15 protein-coding genes are annotated in these 19,837 nt (G+C 73.4%); 9 read left to right on the plus strand and 6 right to left on the minus strand.

Going from position 1 to position 19,837, the window contains the following annotated elements:
- Positions 1-51: 51 nt before the first annotated feature.
- Complete coding sequence (locus HLI28_RS02550) at positions 52-1,428, minus strand: ABC transporter substrate-binding protein (RefSeq protein ID WP_246246265.1); 1,377 nt, start codon at positions 1,426-1,428, stop codon at positions 52-54.
- Between the two features lie 254 nt (positions 1,429-1,682).
- Here HLI28_RS02550 and map point away from each other — a divergent pair, with 254 nt between their 5' ends.
- A complete protein-coding gene (gene map, locus HLI28_RS02555; RefSeq protein ID WP_171245901.1) occupies positions 1,683-2,465 on the plus strand; it encodes a type I methionyl aminopeptidase in 783 nt (260 codons plus the stop codon).
- 60 nt (positions 2,466-2,525) lie between these two features.
- Here the strand turns inward: map and HLI28_RS02560 are convergent, their stop codons facing one another.
- Positions 2,526-3,347, minus strand: coding sequence for an HAD family hydrolase (locus HLI28_RS02560; protein ID WP_171245902.1), 822 nt, complete (start codon positions 3,345-3,347; stop codon positions 2,526-2,528).
- A gap of 1 nt (position 3,348) precedes the next feature.
- Positions 3,349-4,617: a serine--tRNA ligase gene (gene serS / locus HLI28_RS02565; RefSeq protein WP_171245903.1), complete on the minus strand. Its 1,269-nt coding sequence runs from the start codon at positions 4,615-4,617 to the stop codon at positions 3,349-3,351.
- 128 nt (positions 4,618-4,745) lie between these two features.
- Between serS and HLI28_RS02570 the strand changes: the two genes are divergently transcribed.
- The 8 genes from HLI28_RS02570 (at position 4,746) to HLI28_RS02605 (ending at position 17,336) form a co-directional block, all read left to right on the plus strand.
- Positions 4,746-5,837 (plus strand): diacylglycerol/lipid kinase family protein, encoded by a 1,092-nt coding sequence (locus HLI28_RS02570; protein WP_171245904.1) that lies wholly within the window; start codon positions 4,746-4,748, stop codon positions 5,835-5,837.
- Positions 5,838-5,855: 18 nt separating this feature from the next.
- A complete protein-coding gene (locus HLI28_RS02575) occupies positions 5,856-10,298 on the plus strand; it encodes a hypothetical protein (RefSeq protein ID WP_171245905.1) in 4,443 nt (1,480 codons plus the stop codon).
- Between the two features lie 302 nt (positions 10,299-10,600).
- Positions 10,601-13,909: a PQQ-dependent sugar dehydrogenase gene (locus HLI28_RS02580; RefSeq protein ID WP_216077240.1), complete on the plus strand. Its 3,309-nt coding sequence runs from the start codon at positions 10,601-10,603 to the stop codon at positions 13,907-13,909.
- A gap of 126 nt (positions 13,910-14,035) precedes the next feature.
- A complete protein-coding gene (locus HLI28_RS02585; RefSeq protein WP_171245907.1) occupies positions 14,036-14,992 on the plus strand; it encodes a TIM barrel protein in 957 nt (318 codons plus the stop codon).
- Positions 14,993-15,186: 194 nt separating this feature from the next.
- Positions 15,187-15,609 carry a transferase gene (locus HLI28_RS02590; protein WP_304604657.1) on the plus strand — a complete coding sequence of 141 codons (423 nt, stop codon included), beginning with the start codon at positions 15,187-15,189 and terminating at the stop codon, positions 15,607-15,609.
- Positions 15,610-15,748: 139 nt separating this feature from the next.
- Positions 15,749-16,342 (plus strand): molybdopterin-dependent oxidoreductase, encoded by a 594-nt coding sequence (locus HLI28_RS02595; RefSeq protein WP_171245909.1) that lies wholly within the window; start codon positions 15,749-15,751, stop codon positions 16,340-16,342.
- Complete coding sequence (locus HLI28_RS02600) at positions 16,339-17,055, plus strand: FAD-binding oxidoreductase (RefSeq protein WP_171245910.1); 717 nt, start codon at positions 16,339-16,341, stop codon at positions 17,053-17,055. Before HLI28_RS02595 ends, HLI28_RS02600 begins: the two co-directional genes overlap by 4 nt.
- Positions 17,055-17,336 carry a DUF6510 family protein gene (locus HLI28_RS02605; RefSeq protein WP_171245911.1) on the plus strand — a complete coding sequence of 94 codons (282 nt, stop codon included), beginning with the start codon at positions 17,055-17,057 and terminating at the stop codon, positions 17,334-17,336. Before HLI28_RS02600 ends, HLI28_RS02605 begins: the two co-directional genes overlap by 1 nt.
- Before the next feature lie 52 nt (positions 17,337-17,388).
- Here HLI28_RS02605 and HLI28_RS02610 read toward each other — a convergent pair whose 3' ends face one another.
- The 3 genes from HLI28_RS02610 to HLI28_RS02620 form a co-directional block, all read right to left on the minus strand.
- Positions 17,389-18,168: a glycosyltransferase family 2 protein gene (locus tag HLI28_RS02610; protein ID WP_171245912.1), complete on the minus strand. Its 780-nt coding sequence runs from the start codon at positions 18,166-18,168 to the stop codon at positions 17,389-17,391.
- Positions 18,169-18,436: 268 nt separating this feature from the next.
- Positions 18,437-19,264, minus strand: coding sequence for a DUF5926 family protein (locus tag HLI28_RS02615; RefSeq protein WP_171245913.1), 828 nt, complete (start codon positions 19,262-19,264; stop codon positions 18,437-18,439).
- Between the two features lie 63 nt (positions 19,265-19,327).
- Positions 19,328-19,741 carry a VOC family protein gene (locus tag HLI28_RS02620; RefSeq protein WP_171245914.1) on the minus strand — a complete coding sequence of 138 codons (414 nt, stop codon included), beginning with the start codon at positions 19,739-19,741 and terminating at the stop codon, positions 19,328-19,330.
- Positions 19,742-19,837 lie beyond the last annotated feature (96 nt).

Genomic DNA, 19,837 nt, shown 5'->3' on the forward strand with positions numbered 1-19,837 from the left:
AGGACGGACCGGGTCCGCCGACGAGGTGTCGGCGGACCCGGTCCGCGGGTGTCACGGCCAGCTGTTCTCGATCTGGTCGGTGACCTCCTGGGTCGAGGAACCTGTCACCCAGTTGACCATGCCGGTCCAGAAGGTCCCGGCACCGACCTCACCGGGCATGAGGTCCGAGCCGTCGAACCGGAACACCGTTTCCTCGTCCGCGAGGATCGCGGCGGCGTCCTGGTCGAACTCCGTGGCGAGGTTGTTCACGTCGAGGCCGTTGTTCGCGCTGATCCAGCCGCCGTCGGGCGTGGCGATGGCCTTCTGGTTCGCCCAGTCCGCGCTGGCGAGGTAGGTCTGGAACGCCTGGACCTCGGGGCGGTCGTCGAACGCGAGCACGAACTCCCCGCCACCCAGCATCGGCTGGCTCTCGCCGTCGCCGGGCAGGTAGAACGCGTAGACGTCACCGTCCGACCCGACCTCGGTGCCCTCCGGCCACTGCGTGGCGTAGAAGTTGGCCATGCGGTACATCCAGCAGGTGCCGTCCAGGACGCCCGTCCCGGCCTGGTCCCAGGCCGTCGTGGCGATCGAGTCGACCCCGCCCAGACCCGCGTTGACGTAGTCCGGGTTCTTGAGGATCTGTCCGGCCTCGTCGAACGCGTCGACGATCTGCGGGTCGTTGAACGGGATCTCGTGCTTGTACCACTGGTCGTAGACCTCGGGGCCGGCCGTGCGGAGCACGACGTCCTCGATCCAGTCGGTCCCGGGCCAGCCGGTGGCGTCACCGGACTCGAAGCCGACGCACCACGGCAGGACCTCCTGCTCGGTGGCGATAGTCTCGCTGAGCTCCAGCAGCTCGTCCCAGGTCTCCGGGATCTCGTAGCCGGCGTCGGCGAACGCCGCCGGGTTGTACCAGACGAACGACTTCGCGTTCGCCCCCAGCGGGGCGGCGTAGAAGGTGCCGTCGACCGAGCCGTACTCCTTCCAGTCCTCGCTGAAGAACTCGTCGACGTTGGCCACCGTGGCCTCCGGAGCCTCGACGACCTCGTCCGGGTAGTCGGACACGATCGTGTTCAGCAGGCCGGGCTGCGGCATGTAGGCGATGTCCGGGGTGTTGCCGGCCTGGATCCGGACGAGCAGCTGCGCCTCGAACTCGCGCGAGCCCTCGTAGTCCACCGTGACGCCGGTGCACTCCTCGAACGCGTCGTAGGACATCTCCTGCTGGGTCTGCTCGGGCTCGACGATCGAGGTGTAGATGCTGACGCTCGTGCCCTCGAGGTCGCCGAACTCGTCGTACGCGGCGCAGTCGATGTCCTCGGCGGTCCCGCCGCCGCTGTCACCGCCGCCGTCAGAGGTGTCGTCGTCCCCGCCGCCTCCACAGGCGGCCAGCACCAGGGCGAGGCCGGCACCACCGGCCACGACCGCCAGTCGTCGGCGATTGCTCGCCATGGTCCTTCGTGTCATCAGACTCTCCACTCCGTCGTGCGGTCAGCCGGCGGCCGTCCACCGTCGGACGACTCCGGTCGGGACCGTCCGGCGGACGTGACCGCAGGACGTCTTCCCTGATGAAAGTCGACCGCAAGGTTTCACCCGGTGCAACCTCACCCGGTGCACATCTTGATGACGATGCCGTAACGATCATGCCCTCGTGGATGTGTGACACCCTTGAGCCGACACCGTCGGACCGGACCGGAAGGACCCCCATGATCGAGCTGAGGACGCCCCGTGAGATCGAGGAGATGCGTCCCGCCGGTCGCTTCGTCGCCGAGACCCTGCAGGCCGTGCGCGAGGCGGCCGAGCCCGGCGTGAACCTGCTCGAGCTCGACGCGCTGGCGCACCGGCTCATCAAGGAGAAGGGCGCCGAGTCCTGCTACATCGACTACCACCCGTCCTTCGGTGCCAGCCCGTTCGGCAAGGTGATCTGCACCTCCGTCAACGATGCCGTGCTGCACGGACTCCCCCACGACTACGACCTCGTGGACGGTGACCTGCTGAGCATCGACTTCGCGGTCGCCGTCGACGGCTGGGTGTCCGACTCCGCGATGTCGTTCGTCGTCGGCGAGTCCCCGTCCCCGGAGCGGGCCGCCGCGGACGAGAAGCTGATCCGCACCACCGAGGTCGCCCTCGAGGCGGGGATCGCCGCGGCGCAGCCCGGGAAGAAGATCGGCGACATCTCCGCCGCGATCGCCGCCGTCGCGCGCGAGGCCGGGTACTCGATCAACACCGACTTCGGTGGCCACGGCGTCGGGCGGACCATGCACGGCGACCCGCACGTGCCCAACGACGGCCGCGCGGGACGCGGGTTCCCGCTGCGCCCGGGCCTGGTCATCGCCATCGAGCCGTGGTTCCTCGAGACCACCGACGAGATCTACACGGACGAGGACGGCTGGACCCTGCGGTCGGTGGACGGCTCGCGCGGGGCGCACAGCGAGCACACCATCGCGATCACCGCCGACGGCCCGCTGGTCCTCACCGCGCGCGACTGAGCCCTCGACCGGGTCGGCGCCGTCCCCCGACGGCCCGACCCGGGGCGCTCCGGTCGGGGCCTACGGCGCCTCGAGGAGCGAGCGCAGGACGGTGACCGCGCCGTCGTCGTCGATCGGGCCGGTCACCTCGTCGGCGGCCGCCCGCACCGTCTCGTCCGCGTGCCCCATCGCCACGCCGCGGGCCGCCCAGCGCAGCATCTCCAGGTCGTTGTGCCCGTCGCCGACCGCCACCGTGCGGTGCGGCTGCAGGTGCCGCCGTCGCCGCACCTGCTCCAGCGCGGTCGCCTTCGAGACCCCGAGCGGCGCGAGGTCCATCCAGGCGCTCCACCCGACGGCGTAGGTGACGTCCTCGAGGCCCAGGTGCTCGACCAGCTCGTGGAAGTGCCCCGAGGTCGAGTCGGGCCGCCGCACGATGACGCGGGTGACCTCGGAGGACCACAGGTCCTCCATCGGGACGATGACGTGCTCGCCCTCCAGCTCGCCGTCCGGGAAGTGCTCCGTCATCCGGAAGCCGACGCCGAGGTCCTCCACCGCGTACCGGGCGTCGGGGAGCTGCTCCCCCAGGAGGCGCAGCGCCGGCTCCGGGTCGAACGTCACGACGTCCTCGGTGACCCACCCGTCGGGCGCCGACGGGTCCAGCCGCACCGTGACCGCCCCGTTGGAGCACACCATCCACCCGGTCGCGATCCCCAGCGCGGACGCGACCGGCAGCATGGCCAGCAACGACCGGCCCGAGGCGAGCACCACCTCGTGGCCCGCGTCGCGCACGGCGCCCACGGCCTCGCGGACGGCGTCGGTCAGGTCGCCGTCGTAGGACAGCAGCGTGCCGTCGATGTCGAGGGCGACCAGCATCGGCCCGTCCGGCGGCAGGGTGCGGGACATCTCAGCGCACCGGCTCGAGCACCTCGAGGCCGCCCAGGTAGGGACGCAGACCCGCGGGGACGTGCACCGAACCGTCCGGCTGCTGGTGGTTCTCCAGGATCGCGACGATCCACCGGGTGGTGCCCAGCGTGCCGTTGAGGGTGGCCACCGTCCGGGTGCCGTGCTCGACGCGTTCGCGCACGTTGAGGCGCCGCGCCTGGAACGTCGTGCAGTTCGACGTCGAGGTCAGCTCGAGGTAGCGCTGCTGGGTGGGCAGCCACGCCTCGCAGTCGAACTTGCGGGCCGCGCTGGTGCCGAGGTCGCCGGCCGCCGTGTCGATCACCCGGTACGGCAGCTCGACGGCGGCCATCATGGCCTCCTCCCAGGCGAGCAGGCGCTGGTGCTCGGCCTCGGCGTCGTCCACGGAGCAGTAGCTGAACATCTCCACCTTGTGGAACTGGTGGACGCGGATGATGCCGCGCACGTCCTTGCCGTGCGAACCCGCCTCGCGGCGGTAGCAGGCGCTCCAGCCGGCGTAGCGCTTCGGACCGTCCGACAGGTCGATGATCTCGTCGCCGTGGTAGCCCGCGAGCGCCACCTCCGAGGTCCCGACGAGGTACAGGTCGTCGCGCTCGAGGCGGTAGACCTCGTCGGAGTGCTCCCCGAGGAACCCGGTGCCGCGCATCGTCTCCGGGGTGACGAGCGTGGGCGTGATCATCGGGGTGAAGCCCTCGGCGAGCGCCTTGTCCATGGCGGCCTGCAGGATGGCGAGCTCGAGCCGCGCGCCGACGCCGGTGAGGAAGTAGAACCGCGACCCCGAGACCTTCGCGCCCCGCTGGGTGTCGATGGCCCCGAGCCCCTCCCCGAGGTCGAGGTGGTCGCGGGGCTCGAAGCCCTCGGCGGCGAAGTCGCGCGGAGTACCGACCGTGCGGACGGTGACGAAGTCGTCCTCGCCCCCGGCCGGGGCGCCCTCGACGATGTTCGGGATCCGGAACAGCAGCTCGTCGAGCTCCGCCTCGGCCTCGTTCGCCGCGGCCTGGTGGTCCTTGACCTCCTGCGCGAGCTGCTTGGTCCGGCCGATCAGCTCGGCCTTCTCCTCGCCCTGCGCCTGGGCGACCTGCTTGCCCATCGCCTTCTGCTCCGCCCGCCGGGACTCGAACTCCGCCAGAGCGGAACGGCGGCGGGACTCGGCGGACAGCGCTGCGTCCACCAGGGCCTGGTCCTCGCCGCGGGCTCGCTGGCTCGCGCGGACGGCGTCGGGGTTGTCACGCAGGAGGCGGATGTCGATCACGCCCGCAAGCCTAACGGCCGCGCGCGGGGCCGCTCCCGGGCGTCCGGCCGGCACCGGCGGCACCGGACGGTGCCCCGTCCCGGGGACGCCGTCGTGCAGTCCTGGGGGATCAGTCCTATCTTTCGGTCATGCCCTGGGAACTCCTCGTCGGGGTCGTCGCGTTGGTCGTCGGCCTGTCCGCCCTCGTGGTCGCGCTGGTCGTGCTCCGGCGCAGCCGCCGTCCCACCCCGTCCCCGTCACGGGGTGACGCCGACGCCGCTGCCCGCCCGCAGCGTCCGCAGCTCGCCGTCGTGGTCAACCCGTCCAAGGCGAGCACCCGGCGGGCCATCGAGACGGTGCGCCGCCTGGCCGGCGAGGCCGCGCTGCCCGCGCCCCGCTTCTACGAGACGACCGTCGAGGACCCGGGCACCGGGCAGGCCCGCGAGGCCGTGCGCGACGGGGCGGACGTCGTCATCGCGGCCGGCGGCGACGGCACCGTGCGCGCCGTCGCGGAGGGCATGCTCGGCACGGAGGTCCCGATGGGGATCCTCCCCGCCGGCACCGGGAACCTCCTGGCCCGCAACCTCGACCTGCCCCTGACGGACACCCAGGAGGCGCTCGCCGTCATCCTCGGAGGCGTCGACCGCTCCATCGACGTCGGTCGCATCCGCGTGACGGAACGGCCGCCGGACGAGGAGGACGACGACGACACCGCGCACCTGTTCCTCGTCATCGCCGGCCTCGGCTTCGACGCCGCGATGGTGGCCGACGCCGACGACCAGCTCAAGGACAGGATGGGCTGGGTCGCCTACTTCCTCGCGGGTGCCCGCCACCTGCACGGGCGACGCATGGCCACACGCATCGCCGTGGACGACGAGGAGCCGGTGGAGACGCGGCTGCGCAGCATCATGGTCGGCAACTGCGGCCGGCTGCCCGGTGGCATCAACCTGCTGCCCGACGCCTCGCTGGACGACGGCGTGCTCGACGTCGCGGCGATCGACACCCGGGCCGGGCTGGCGGGCTGGGCACAGCTGTTCGGGGAGGTCGTCGCCCAGGGCATGGGGGTGCAGAACGACCTGCCGGCCAAGATCGGGCGCATCGACCACGTCAAGGCCCGGCGAGCCACCATCCGGGTGGAGGACGGCGAGCAGGCGCAGGCCGACGGCGAGGTCCTGGGCCGGGCCATCCAGATCGAGACCTGGGTGGAGCCCGGGACGCTGGTGGTCCGCGCCCCCGCCTGAGCCGCTTAGGCTGACGGGGTGCGTCCCCTCGTCCGACTCGTCGTCGCGGCCGTGGCGCTCCTGGTCACCGCCGCGGCCGTCGTCCTGCCGACGAGCGCGCAGGCCGAGGAGTCCACGGCCCCGACCGACACCCCGCTCGTGCTGGTCGGCGTCGCCGGCCTGCAGTGGACGGACATCGACGCCGCCCGCACCCCGAACCTGTGGCGCCTCGTGGGCGGCGGGTCGGTGGCCTCGGTGTCGGTGCGCACCCTGACCCCGACCTGTCCCCGGGACGCCTGGTTGTCGCTGTCCGCGGGCAGCCGGGTCGTCACCGACGCCGCGCAGGACCCCCGCGAGGAGGACGCCGGCGCCGACGGCGACGGGGAGTCCGCCGAGGAGCCCGAGCAGCCCTGCCCGCCGCTGCCGACGCTCCCCGCCGCCGACACCCCGACCACGGTCCAGGTCCCCGGCTGGGACGCGCTGGTCGCCGAGGAGGCCCTGGCCTCCCCCGCTGCCCGACCCGGCACGCTCGGCCGGCTCGCCGACACCGTCGGGACCTGTACGACGGCGGTCGGCCCGGGCGCCGCGCTGGCGACGGCGGACCGGTCGGGGCAGGTCGGCCGCTTCCTGTCGAGCTCGGACGACCTCGAGGCCGAGGACCTGACCGCCTGCCCGGTGACCGTCGTCGACCTCGGCGAGCTCCCGGACGCCGCGACCGAGCGGACGGACGCGGTGTCCGCCGTCGACGCCGCGGTGGGCCGGATCGCCGACCTGCTGCCGGCCGGGGGGCGGCTCGTCGTCGCCGGCCTGGCCGACACCCCGCTGGGCCCGGCGGACCTGCAGGTCGTGGTCGACTGGACCCGCCCCGGCGGCGGGGCGACCTGGTTGACCTCGACGTCGTCCCGGTGGCCCGGTGTGGTGGTCTCGGGCGACCTGTCGGCCACGCTGGCCGACGCCCTGCTGACCGAGGCCGACCCCGCGGAGCTCGCCGCGGCGAAGGAGGACCCCGACAGCCGGCTCGCCGAGCTGAGGTCGGCGTTCACCGGGTCCGCCCTGGAACGGGGCGAGGACCGCCGGTCGTCCGTCTCCCGCACGGTCGAGAACCGCCAGTACCTCTCGGTGCTCACCGAGACCCTGCCCCGCATGACCCCCGTGCTGGTCGGCGTGCTGGCCCTCGGGGTGATCGGCGTGGTGACGGGCCTGCTGCTGGCCCGACGGCGTGCGGAGGGCGCCGACACCCCCCGGGACCCCTGGCGCACCCGGACGGCGCTCGCGGTGCTGACCGTCGTGGCCTGCCTGCCCGCGGCCGCCACGCTGGCCACCCTGGCCCGCTGGTGGGTGTGGCCCGTGCCCGTCACGGTGCTCTGCCTCGCCGTCGGGGTCTCCGCGCTGGCCGTGGCGCTGGGCGCCTGGTGGGTCCGGGTGCTGCTGCCCCGCTCCCCGTGGCGCCTGCCGACGACCCTCGCCGCGGCGACGTGGCTCGTGCTGACGATCGACGGGCTGACCGGCACGACGCTGCAGCAGGGGTCGCTGCTCGGTCCGGCCCCCTCCCTCGGCGCACGCTTCTACGGGTTCTCCAACTCGGTGTTCGCCGTGTACGCGGTGGCCGGACTGGTGCTCGCCGCCGGGCTCGCCGCGCTGCTGCGCGACCGCGGTGCGGCACGCCGCACGCAGGCCTGGGTCGCCGGCGCCGTCGGCACGGTCACCGTGCTGGTGGACGGGCTGCCGCCGTTCGGTGCGGACCTGGGCGGCATCCTCGCGCTCGTGCCCGCCTTCGCGGTGCTGGTGCTCGGCGTCGCGGGGATCCGCCTGACCTGGCGGCGGGCGCTCCTGGTGCTGCTCGGCGCCGCGCTGGTCGTCGCGGTGATCGCCGTCCTGGACTGGGCCCTGCCGCCCGCCACGCACCTGGGCGGGTTCGTGGACTCCGTGCTCGACGGCAGTGCGCTGTCGGTGATCGCGGGCAAGGCGGCCGGTGCCTGGGCGACCGTCGCGAACCCCGCCGGCGCGTTCGCCGCCGTGGTCTGCGCGGCCGCCGCGTGGGCGGTGCTGGACCCGCGTCGCGCCCGGCTCGGCGGCCTGACCGCCGCGTACGACCGCGACCCGCTGCTGCGTCGCGCCGTGGTCGCGATCGTGACGGTCGGCGTCGTCGGCACGGCGGTCAACGACTCCGGCGTCGTGGTGGCGATGTACGTGCTGCTGATCGGCACCCCGCTGCTGCTCGCCGGGCGCCTCGAGGCCGCGCTGACCCCGCCCGTCGCGCCGGAGCACGCCGACCGCGGGACCGGGCGCCGGATCCTGGGCGTCGCCGCGGGGGTGGTCGTCGCGCTGCAGCTCGGGGGTGCCGCGGTCCCCGCCGGGGGCATGGCGCACGCCGGCGACGTGACCGCCGGTGGCGACGTCCTGCTGGCCGACGGCGAGCCGGTCGTGATCGTCGGCACCGACGGCCTGCGCTGGCAGGACGTCTCCCCCACCCGCACCCCGACCCTGTGGGGGCTGCTGCGTGACGGCGCGAGCGCCGGCGGGATGACCACGACGGTGACCGGCGCCTCCGGCGACTGCCGGTCCGCCGGCTGGCTGAGCCTGTCGGCCGGGCGCAGCACGGTCACCGGCGCCACCGAGGACGACGTCTGGCGCTGCACCGACTGGGGTGTCACCGCCGACGGCGCCGGGGCCGTCGTCGACGGCTGGGACGACCTCGAGGCCCGCCAGAGCGCCTCCGAGTTCAACCCGCACCCGGGCGTGCTGGGCGAGACCCTCGCCGCCGGGGACGTGTGCGCGACCGCGGTCGGCCCCGCCGCCGCCCTGACGCTGGCCGACGGGGACGGGGCCGTCGAGCGCTACCGCACCCTGGAGGACGCTCTCGACGACCCCGAGGAGGCCTTCGCCTGCCCGGTCACCGTCGTGGACGCCGGTTCCGCCCCGTACCACCCGACGGGCGAGGGGTCGGACGCGCGGCCGGTGCCCGAGGGCGCCACGGGCTCCGGGCCCGAGCGGGACGACGCGCTGCGAGCCGTCGACGCGACCGTGCGCCGCGTGCTGGCGGCGGCACCGCAGGACGTCACCGTGCTGGTCACCGACATGGGCAACCCCTCGCCCACCCGGCCGGCGCTCGGCGTCGGCGTCGCCCGTACCCACACCGACGCCGCGCCGTCCTACCTCGCGTCGTCCGCCACCCGCTGGGTCGGCGTCGTGCGGCTGCTCGACCTGCCCCCGACCCTCGTGGCGAACTTCGACCTGGCGCCGCCGGCCGACTTCTCCGGCGCCCCCGTCACCCTCAGCGCGCAGCGGCCGAGCGGCACCGGCGCCACCGTGCGCGACCTGTCCTCCCTGACCGAGCGCGACCACGGCCTGCGCGAGGTCACCGGCGCCGTGACCGGGGTACCGACGTACGTCGCGCTGGTCGCCTTCGCCCTGGTGGTGCTCGTCCTGCCGCAGCTCCGGCGCCGGTCCTCGCCCCGCGCCGTCCGCGTCTGGACCCGCGCGCTGGAGTCTGTGCTCCTGGTCTGCGCCGCCATGCCCGCCGCCTCGTTCCTCATGACCACCTGGTCGTGGTGGCGGATGCCGGACCCGCAGACCGGCCTGTGGCTGGCCCTCGCCGGAGGCACGGTCCTGGTGGCCCTGGTCGGGACGCTGGCGCCGCGCCGCCCCGCCTGGGCCGGGACCGGCGTGCTGGCGACCGTGACCTTCCTCGTGCTCAGCCTGGACGCGGTGCTCGGCACGCCGCTGCACCGCGGCAGCCCGCTCGGAGCGGCGCCCACGCTCGGCGGCCGGTTCTACGGGTTCGGCAACCCGACGTACTCGGTGTACGCGGTCGCGGCGGTGCTCTGCGCCGCGGGGCTCGCGACGGTGGTGGCTCGTCGCTGGGGCCGGGTCCCCGGCGCCGTCGTCGCGGGCCTCGTGGGCCTGGTGGCGCTGGTGGTGACCGTGTGGCCGACGTTCGGCGTCGACGTCGGCGGCGGGCTGGTGCTCGTCCCGGTGTTCGCCGTGGTGGTCCTGGCCGTCCTGGGGGCGCGCCTGACCTGGCGGCGGCTGGCGCTCGCGGGAGGCGCGGGCGTGCTCCTCGTGGCCGTCATCGGCGTCCTGGACTGGCTGCGCCCGCCCGCCGAACGCTCGCACCTGGGCGCGTTCGTCCAGTCCGTCGTGGACGGCACGGCCTTCGAGACCGTCTGGCGCAAGGCGGGCTACGCCGTCGGCTCGCTGGACGGCGGCCCGCCCGCGTGGCTGTCGCTGGCCGTCCTGCTGGGTGTCGTGGCGGCGCTGTGGGCCGGCCCCCGCTTCCCCGCCCGCTGGCTGGAGCGCGCCGAGGACTCCTGGCCGTTGCTGCGCCCCGTCCTGGTGGCGCTGCTCATCGCGGGCGTGGGCGGGGCGCTGGCGAACGACTACGGCATCCGTGTCGTGACGATCATGCTGTTCCCCGCCGTGCCGCTGATCGGGCTGCTCGCGCTCCGCACCGACGATTCTCGACAGATGTCTGTCGACTGACTCACACCTTTTGGTTGACAGCCGCCATAAGTGGCCCTAGGTTCGGGCCATGGTCATTGACGACCGCGCGGCACAGGAGCCGCGCCACCGGGCGGTCCACCCGCCCCCCGGAGCAGGCCCGACGCCGTCCCTGACGCCGTCCGCGCCGTGCCACGGCCCCCGCGACGAGCACGAGGGGAGGGCGGCGCACCACACCACGGAATGAGAAACCCCGCCTGTCCGGGTCCGTCGTAGCGGCGACGGGGACATCGACGGGGCTCTCACGCACTACATCCAGGAAGGCAAGTGCGATGACCCATTCTATGCGTTCACGTGCTCTCGCGGCGGTGGCGACCGCCGCGCTGGCACTGCCGATCGCAGCGGCGACGGCGTCGGCCCACGACGGCGTCGACCACGGCTCCGAGGCGGGCGCCGAGGCGGCGCTCGACTGGTCCAACTACGAGAAGATCCTGCTCACCGAGAACACCGGTGAGCCCATCGGCATGGCGGTCATGCCCGACGGGTCGGTGCTGCACACCGCCCGCGACGGCGCGATCCGGCACACCGACCCCAGCACGGGCGTCACCGCGGTGGTCAACACCGTCGACGTCTACGCCAACTCCGAGGACGGCATGCAGGGCATCGCCCTGGCCCCCGACTTCGCCGAGTCCGGCTGGGTCTACATGTACTACGCACCCCGCGTCATGGAGGGCGAGGACTACCCCACGACGACCCCGTCGGGGTCGGCGCCCAACCAGCTGCCCGACGGTGCGGACGAGTCCTACTGGGACCGGTGGAAGGGCTACAACCAGCTCTCGCGCGTGCAGTGGGACGCCGCGGCCGGCGCCCTGGACATGTCCACCGAGCAGAACCTGCTCCAGGTCGAGGTGCAGCGCGGGCAGTGCTGCCACGTCGGCGGTGACATCGACTTCGACGCCGAGGGCAACGTCTACTTGTCCACCGGTGACAACACCCCCGCGAGCACCCCGGGCTCCAACGGCTTCGCCCCCAACAACAACGCCCCCGGCATGAACCCCGGGTTCGACGCGCGGCGCGGCGCCGGCAGCACCAACGACCTGCGCGGTGCGATCCTGCGGATCCACCCCGAGGCGGACGGCAGCTACACGATCCCCGAGGGCAACCTCTTCCCGCCCGGGACGGAGAACACCCGGCCGGAGATCTTCGTCATGGGTCTGCGCAACCCGTTCCGGATCGACGTCGACGACGTCACCGGCGCGGTGAGCTGGGGCGACTACGGCCCCGACTCCGGCGTCGCCAGCGACGAGCGCGGCCCGATGGGCTACGTGGAGTGGCAGAGCACGACGACCGCGCTCAACGGCGGGTGGCCGTACTGCCACGGGCCGAACGCCAACTACAACGAGTGGGACTTCGAGACCGCCACGCCGGGCGACTGGTTCGACTGCGAGGCCGGTGCGGAGAACAACTCCACCTGGAACACGGGCCTCGACGTCGTGCCGCCGGCGACGGCGCCGCAGGTCTACTACGGCGACAACCCCGGCGACCAGCCGTTCGACGAGTTCGTCGAGTTCGACCCGCAGGGCGGCCAGGGCCCGATGGGCGGCCCGACCTTCGCCTTCGACCCGGAGGGTCCCGAGACCCAGTGGCCGGAGTACTGGGACGGCACGGCGTTCTTCTACGAGTTCTCCCAGGACTACATCGCCGGGCTGACCATCCCCGACCGTGACGGCCCCGTCACCCACGTCGAGCACGTGCTGCCCAACGCGGCGCTGACCGACAACGTGCAGGCCATCACCGACAGCCCGATCGACATGGAGTTCGGCCCCGACGGCTCGCTCTACATCCTCGACTACGGCAACGGCTTCTTCCGGCAGAACCCGGAGGCGGGCCTGTACCGCGTCGACTACGCCGAGGGCAACAAGGCCCCCACCGCGGTCATCGACGCCGACCCGATCTCCTCCTCCGAGGCCCCGCTGACGGTGACCCTCGACGGCTCGGGGTCCAGCGACCCCGAGGGCGGGGCGCTCACCTACGAGTGGGACCTCGACGGTGACGGCACCTTCGACGAGAACGGCGAGCAGGTCACCACGACCTACGACGAGCTCGGCCAGTACACCGTGCGCCTGCGGGTCACCGACCCCGGCGGCCGCATCGGCCTGACCTCCGAGCTCGTCACGGTCGGCAACGTGGCACCCACGCTGACCGCCGACTACCCGGCCGACGGCGGCTTCTTCGCCTGGGGCGACGCCGTGCCGTACGGGTTCTCCACCTCCGACCCGGAGGACGGCGACGAGACCGTGTGCTCGAACCTGTCCTGGACGGTGGGCCTGGGTCACGACACCCACGCGCACCCCGAGGTGCTCGGCAGCGGCTGCTCCGGCGCCTGGGTCACCCCGGCCGACGCGCCGGAGCACGGCGAGACGGAGAAGCTCTACGCCGTCGTCGTGGCGAACTACACCGACCAGGGCAACGGGGACATCCCGCCGGCCCAGGACGAGGTCTCGCTGCTGCTCAACACCTTCACCCAGGAGGCCGAGCACGCCGACACCCTCTCCGGCGTGGAGGTCGTCAGCGACGACACCGCGGGCGGTCTGGCCAAGGTCGCCTCGTTCGACGCCGGTGACCACCTCGCCTGGGACCCGGTGAACTTCACCGGGATCGACGGTGTCGACGTCACCGGTGCCGGGACCGGCACCATCGAGCTCCGCTGGGGCGCGGCCGACGCCGAGCCCTTCGCCACGGCCGACCTCGACGCGGCCGGCTGGTCCACGGTGGCCGCGGACGTGACCGCGTTCCCCGAGGGCACCGGCGAGCTGTTCGTCACCTCCACCGGCGGTGTCGAGCTCGACACCCTGGTCTTCGACGGCCCGGGCGTCAGCGACGTCACCCCGCCCGAGGCGAGCCACTCGCTCGACCCGGCCGAGCCGACCGGCGACAACGGCTGGTACACCGGTGAGGTCGAGGTGTCGATCAACGGCACGGACGACGGCGAGGTCGCCGACGCCGAGGTCTCCGACGACGGCGGTGAGACCTGGGAGTCCATCCGGCACCGCTGGTTCGGCATCCAGCCCGTCACGCTCGACTCCGACGGCGTGCACGAGCTGCAGTACCGCGTCATCGACAGCGGGGGGAACGTCTCCGAGGTCGGCGAGGTGACCGTGTCCATCGACACCACGGCCCCCGATGTCGCGGTGACCGGTGTGGCCGACGGTGACGAGCTCGGCTCCTCCCAGGTCCTCGACCTCGGTGCCGAGGCCACGGACACCACCTCCGGCGTCGCCTCGTGGAGCCTGGCGCTCGACGGCGAGGAGATCGAGGCCGGCGAGATCGAGCTGTGGACGCTCGACCTCGGCGAGCACGAGATCGTCGCGACCGCGAGCGACGAGGCCGGCAACACGACCGGGACGACGGTCGGCTTCACCGTCACCACCTCGGCCGACGACCTCGCGGCGCACCTCGAGCGTCTCGAGGAGGCCGGCGAGCTCTCGACCGACGAGTCGGCCCGGCTCCAGGCCTTCCTGGACCAGGCCGAGCGGCACGCCGAGGCGGGCCGGGACGCCAAGGCGGCGGCCGCGTACCAGCGGTTCGCCGACGCCACCGACGAGGAGGTGCTGACCCGCGACGCCGAGGCGCTCATCGCCGAGCTCGGCTGACCTGCTCGCCCGAGCACGGTGGGGCGGGGCCGCGACGGTCCCGCCCCACCACCCCGGGCGGCGGAGCAGCCGCCCGTCGATCCACCCCGTGCAGCACCGACGCTGCCCACCCGAGGAGGAACCGCAGTGACCACGCACAAGACCCGTCGCGTCCTCGCGACCACCACCGCCGCCGCCATGCTCACCGCCGGTCTGTTCGGCGCGGGGACCGCGAGCGCCGTCCCCGAGCACCCGCACGGCGACGATGCCCCCGGCCAGGGCCAGGGCCGGACCGTCCCGGCCGAGAAGATCTCGATCCAGCTGTTCAGCTACCTCGGCTGGACGCTCTCCGACGGCTTCGACACGGTCGTCGACGAGCTCGAGGAGATCGGGTACCGCAACGTCGAACCGTTCAGCTCCCCGGGCAGCGTCTTCTACGGCGGCAACAGCGCCGCCGAGCTCCGCGTCGAGCTCCGCGAGCGCGGGATGTCGGCGCCGACCACGCACGGCAACGTGTCCGAGGCCAGCTTCGACGCGGCACTGGAGAACGCCAAGGACCTCGGGCAGCGATACGTCGGCTCGGGCGGCTGGCCCGGTCCCGGCATCGCCCGGGACGGGTCCAGCACCTACGAGGACGTCCTCGAGACCGCGGCCGCCATGGACCGCCTCGGCGAACGGTCGGTCAAGAACGGCACCGGCAAGATCTTCGGGCACAACCACCAGTGGGAGTTCACGACCACGTTCGAGGACCCGGAGACCGGCGAGACGAAGAGCGCCTGGGAGATCCTGGTCGAGAACACCGACCCGCGGTACGTGACCTTCCAGCTCGACACCTTCTGGGCGGCTGACGCGGGCGCCGACGTGGTCGCGCTGCTGGAGGAGCACGGCGACCGTGTCGAGCTGCTGCACATCAAGGACGGCGACCTCAACGGCGACGAGCGGGGCATCCCCGGCGACGTCGGCGAGGGCGACATGGAGTGGGGCCCGATCCTGCGGGCCGCCCACGGCAAGGTGAAGCTCTACGTCGTGGAGCGGGACGGCGCGCCGTCGACGCCGGAGTTCGCGGAGGACAGCTTCGAGTTCCTCACGAGCTTCCGCTACTGAGCACGCTATCGACCACGGCGGCCCCGGTCATCCCCGCGGTGACCGGGGCCGCCGTGCATCCGCGAGGGGGTCCCCGGGCGAACATCGGGTAGACCACCATGACGTCAGTTGGCGTCCGAGGGGTGGGACCAGGAATCCTGGCCGACGCACGAACGTTGTGCAAAGTGGAACAAGACCATCAGCCAAGGAGAGTTGTGCGACGCATCCCCCGGAAGGTCGAGATCGAAGACGACGCGGGCAACGTCACGCGGTACGTCCGACACGACAACGGCCAGGGCTACGTCTCCCCCCACGCGTCCGTCCACCCGGAGGCGCGGGTCGAGGCGGGTGCCTACGTCGAGGCCGGTGCTCGGGTCGCTGCCGGTGCCCGGATCGGTCGGTTCAGCTGGATCGACGTCGACGCCGTCGTCGGCACCCGTGCGCGCGTGGGCCAGTGCGTCCACGTCGGACCACGCAGCGTCGTGGGTGACGACGCCCGCGTGGGCGCCTACGCCCAGCTCGGCGAGGACGCCGTCCTGGAGCCCGGAGCCGACGTCGAGGCCGACGCCGCCGTCCCCGAACGGACCGTCGTGCGCGCCGCCCGCCGGCAGCGGCACGACTTCAGCACCGCCGCCTGACCTGCCGGCGGGCCTCCCCGACGTCGGGAGGCTCGACGGCCGTGCCGTCCGTCGACGGTGTCCCGCGCGCGAGCCAGGCATCCCCCCGCGATCCTGGTGGCGTGCCCGCCGTCCGGGTGGGCCCACCGAGGAGCCGGCCATGGCAGTCGTCACCAGGGGCTTCGGCGGACGCCGCCCCGCGAGCGAACGTCCCGTCCCTCCCGGCCAGTACCTGACGGACGACTTCCCCGTCCTGTCGACCGGCCCCACGCCGAACGTCGACGCCCCGACCTGGGAGATGACGATCCGCACCGAGGCGGGCGTCGAGCACGGGTGGGACTGGGCGGGGCTGCAGGCCCTGCCGGCCGAGGACGTCACGGTGGACATCCACTGCGTCACCCGGTGGTCCAAGCAGGACACGCACTGGCGGGGCGTGCCGGTCGACGCGTTGTTCACCGAGGTCGAGACCGCTGCGGAGTTCGCCGTCGCGCACTCCTTCGGCGGGTACACGACGAACGTGCCGCTCGACGACCTGCTGGACGGCCGGGCATGGGTCGTCTCCGAGTACGAGGGCGAGCCGCTCGCACCGCTGCACGGCGGCCCGGTGCGACTGCTCGTCCCCCACCTGTACCTCTGGAAGTCCGCCAAGTGGTTGCGCGGCCTGACGCTGCACCTGGACGACGAGCCGGGGTTCTGGGAGCAGCACGGCTACCACCCGTACGGCGACCCCTGGTCGGAGCAGCGGTACGCGTGACGGCGTGGCACACGGGCCAGGTGGTCCATACCGAACCCCTCACGGCGAGCGCCCGGGTGCTGACCCTCGCCGTGCCCGGGTTCTCCGGTGCGGTGGCGGGCCAGCACGTGGACCTCCGGCTCACGGCACCCGACGGCTACCAGGCGGTGCGCTCCTACTCGCTGGCACGGGTCGGGGCGGACGAGGTGGTCGAGATCGCCGTCGACGAGGTGCCCGACGGGGAGGTCTCCCCCTACCTGGTGCACGAGGCCCGCCCGGGGGACCTGATGGAGGTGCGCGGCCCGCTCGGCGGGTACTTCGTGTGGCGCCCGGGCGACGCGGGGCCGGTCCAGCTCGTCGCCGGGGGGTCCGGCATCGTGCCGTTGGCCGCGATGGCACGCGCCCGGGCGACGGTGACCACGCACGGCGCCGGGCTGTTCCGGCTGCTGGCCTCCGTACGCACGCACGCCGACGCCTTCTTCCCCGACGAGCTCGGGCAGACCGAGGGGCTGACCACCACGTGGCTGTACAGCCGGCAGGCCCCCGCGGCGTCGTCGAGGCCACCCGGACGCCTGACGCGGTACGACGTCGAGACCTACGCGTTCGCCCCCGACGCCGGTGCGCACGTCTACGTGTGCGGGCCGACCGGGTTCGTGGAGACCGCGGCCGCGCTGCTGGTCGACGCCGGCCACGACGTGGCACGCATCCGCACCGAGCGCTTCGGAGGTGGCTGATGGAACACGCCCCGGCACCGCTCGACGGCAACTGCCTGGCCGGTCCGCTGGCCGGGTTCTTCACGGCGGACGTCACCGTGGTCACCGGCTGCTGCCGCCACTGTGGCGACGTCGCCATGATGGGCGCGTCCGTCGTGTACCGGCACCCCATGGGCGCGGTGGCGCGCTGCCGGGCCTGCACGGCAGTGCTGCTCGTCGTCGTCGAGCATCCGGACGGCACCCGCGTCGGCATGGCCGGTCTCGCCTGGTGGCGGCTCCCTGTCGAGAGCGGTCCGGGCTAGGTGCCGGCCCGGCAGGCTCCCGGGAGCGTCCGCCCCCTGAGCACGCCGGGGGTCAGCGGGTGACGCGACGTCCCATCGCGTCCACGGCCCGGCGGACCTGCCGGGCCCCCACGGCCGCCATGACGTCCCGGTACTGCCCGGCGCGGTGGAGCTGGCCCGCCAGGTCGTTGGACGAGGCCCGGTGACGCAGGTCGCAGGGCACCTCGACGGCCACGTAGCCGGCCCGCAGGAGGTCGATCGTCATCCCGGTCTCGACACCCCAGCCGTGGGCGAGGGGTGTCGCGGCCTCGAACGCGTCCCGGGTGAGGCACCGCATGCCGGACAGCGGCTGCGTGGGGCTCCACCCCGCGAGGCGCTGGATCGCGCGACGTGCGGCACCGACGACGATGCCCCGGCCGCCCGCGCCCTGCTGCCGGGGCAGCAGGGCGATGGCCAGGTCGGCGACGCCCTCGCGGACCGGGGAGACCAGGGGTGCGGTGTTGACCGCGGTGTCACCCAGGTCGCCGTCGATGAAGAGCAGGAGACGCGGTGCCCGGCCGTCGGCGTCACGCATGGCCACGACCGCCGCGCCGGTCTCCATCGCGGCCGCCTTGCCGCGGTTGTGCGAGTGCCGCACGACGACCGCGCCGGCCTCCCGCGCCACGTGCTGGGTGTTGTCCTCGGAACCGTCGTCCACCACGAGCACGAGGTCGACGTGCGGGATGGCGCGCGCGGAGCGCACCGTCGCCGCGATGCGCTCCTCCTCGTCCTTGGCAGGCACGATCACGGCGACGCGCTGGGTGCTGCGACCGTCGCGCGTCCGGGGTGGGCGAGGGGTCTTCGCCACGGGCATGCTGGGACGCCGCGCCGGCGTCCGTCCGTCGGCGTCGTCGGTGCCGCCGGTCGGCACCCTCGCGTCGCCCGTCCTGGTACCCCCGTGTTCCGCGTTCACAGCTCCCTGCCTCGTGCGGTGGTCACGACCGTGGTCGTCGGTGGGCCCGGCCGGAGGGGCCGGGCGGAAGTGCAAAGAACTTCCCTCGGAATCCTACGTCCACGGTAGAGGCAGGCAGAGGACCGAGGCCCGGTGCGGCGACGCGCACCGGGTGAAAATTCGGTGTGGATCAGCGCAGGGTGACCTGGCGGGAGACAATCCCGGCCCGCGCGCGGCGCTGCGTGGCGTCGAGCGGCTCCTCGACCGCCAGCGCCTCCTCGAGACGGCGGGAGAGGTCCTGGACGGGCTCGGTCAGCTCGTCGGCCTCGGTGCCGCGCGGCAGCTCCCACACCGGCACGACGAGCCCGCAGGCGCGGAACATGCCGAGGAACTTGCCCCCGGCCAGACCGGAGTCGCGCTTCGCGTGCAGACGGGCGATGGCGTCCACGACGCGGTCCTCGTCCTCGGTCCGGGCCCACCGGACGAACTCGCGGCTCATGCGGCACCAGTAGGCGGCGTCGACACCGTCGAGCTTCACCGTGGGGACCGACTGGGCGGCGGCCTCGTCCAGCCCGGCCTTGATCTCGTCGGTCATCTCGGCCGAGGAGTCGATCCAGTAGTCGTAGCCCTCGTGCACGGTGACCTCGAACGGGACGGAGTCGTCCAGGACGTCCTGGAGGCGCGGGCCGTCGGCGGCGACCTGGAGGTGCTCGGGCAGGACGCCCGTCCCCGGCTCACCCTCCACGGCGGTCAGCAGGGCGGCGGCCAGGTCGCGGCTCAGGTCGTCCGAGTTCAGGACGCCCTGCACGCCGAGCAGCACGGTGCCGTCCTCGCGGCGCATGGCGGCCCAGCCGCCGGGCAGCACCGTGGCGACGATCACGTCCTCGCCGCCGTGCTCGGCGGTCATCCGGGCGGGAGCGGTCGCGGACGGCACGATCTCGCGCATCGACACCCAGTCGGCCTCCCCGGGGAGACCCTGGAACGGACGCAGCACGAATTCAGCGGTGGACTTGGCCATGTGCCGCATCCTAACGGGAAGCGGCCGATCCGCCCCGTCCCCGCCCCCGGAGCAGGAGCCGGCTCAGCCGACGAGCTCGTCGAACAGCCGCGCTCCCTCCCCGTCCGCGAACCCGATGACGTTGCCGGACGGGTCGGCGTACCAGACGCCGTCACCGCCCTCCATGAACCCGCGGACGACGCCGCGCTCGTCGTGGTCGAACGCCTCGTAGCGGATCGGCGTCACACCCCGGGAGCCGAGCTCGTCGACCACCGCGTCCACGTCGTCGACCAGGAGGTGGAAGACCGTGAAGGACGCCGGCGTGTGGTCGTCGCCCTTCGGGTAGACGAAGATCGCCCCGCCGCCGGGCAGGTGGAGGATCAGCATCTCGTCCTGGACGACCTTCGTCTGCAGTCCGAGCACGTCCTCGTAGAAGCTCCGGGCCTCGCCGACGTCCTTGACGGAGAAGCTGGCGAGCCCTCGCTGAACGGTGACCATGACGCACTCCCTCGTGCCGCGGAGACGCCCGGGGGCCGCCGTCGGCCCGTGCGATGAGGACGCCGCCTCCTCCAGCATGCGCCGCCCCGGCACGAC

The organism is Isoptericola sediminis (genome assembly GCF_013085345.1).
GTDB classification, from domain to species: domain Bacteria; phylum Actinomycetota; class Actinomycetes; order Actinomycetales; family Cellulomonadaceae; genus Isoptericola; species Isoptericola sediminis.

Excerpts from the sequence above, each read along its gene's own strand:
- HLI28_RS02550 (WP_246246265.1), bottom strand. The coding sequence starts at position 1,428 with ATGGCGAGCAATCGCCGACGACTGGCGGTCGTGGCCGGTGGTGCCGGC.
- map (WP_171245901.1), top strand. The coding sequence starts at position 1,683 with ATGATCGAGCTGAGGACGCCCCGTGAGATCGAGGAGATGCGTCCCGCC.
- HLI28_RS02560 (WP_171245902.1), bottom strand. The coding sequence starts at position 3,347 with ATGTCCCGCACCCTGCCGCCGGACGGGCCGATGCTGGTCGCCCTCGAC.
- HLI28_RS02570 (WP_171245904.1), top strand. The coding sequence starts at position 4,746 with ATGCCCTGGGAACTCCTCGTCGGGGTCGTCGCGTTGGTCGTCGGCCTG.
- HLI28_RS02580 (WP_216077240.1), top strand. The coding sequence starts at position 10,601 with ATGCGTTCACGTGCTCTCGCGGCGGTGGCGACCGCCGCGCTGGCACTG.
- HLI28_RS02595 (WP_171245909.1), top strand. The coding sequence starts at position 15,749 with ATGGCAGTCGTCACCAGGGGCTTCGGCGGACGCCGCCCCGCGAGCGAA.
- HLI28_RS02605 (WP_171245911.1), top strand. The coding sequence starts at position 17,055 with ATGGAACACGCCCCGGCACCGCTCGACGGCAACTGCCTGGCCGGTCCG.
- HLI28_RS02610 (WP_171245912.1), bottom strand. The coding sequence starts at position 18,168 with ATGCCCGTGGCGAAGACCCCTCGCCCACCCCGGACGCGCGACGGTCGC.
- HLI28_RS02615 (WP_171245913.1), bottom strand. The coding sequence starts at position 19,264 with ATGGCCAAGTCCACCGCTGAATTCGTGCTGCGTCCGTTCCAGGGTCTC.
- HLI28_RS02620 (WP_171245914.1), bottom strand. The coding sequence starts at position 19,741 with ATGGTCACCGTTCAGCGAGGGCTCGCCAGCTTCTCCGTCAAGGACGTC.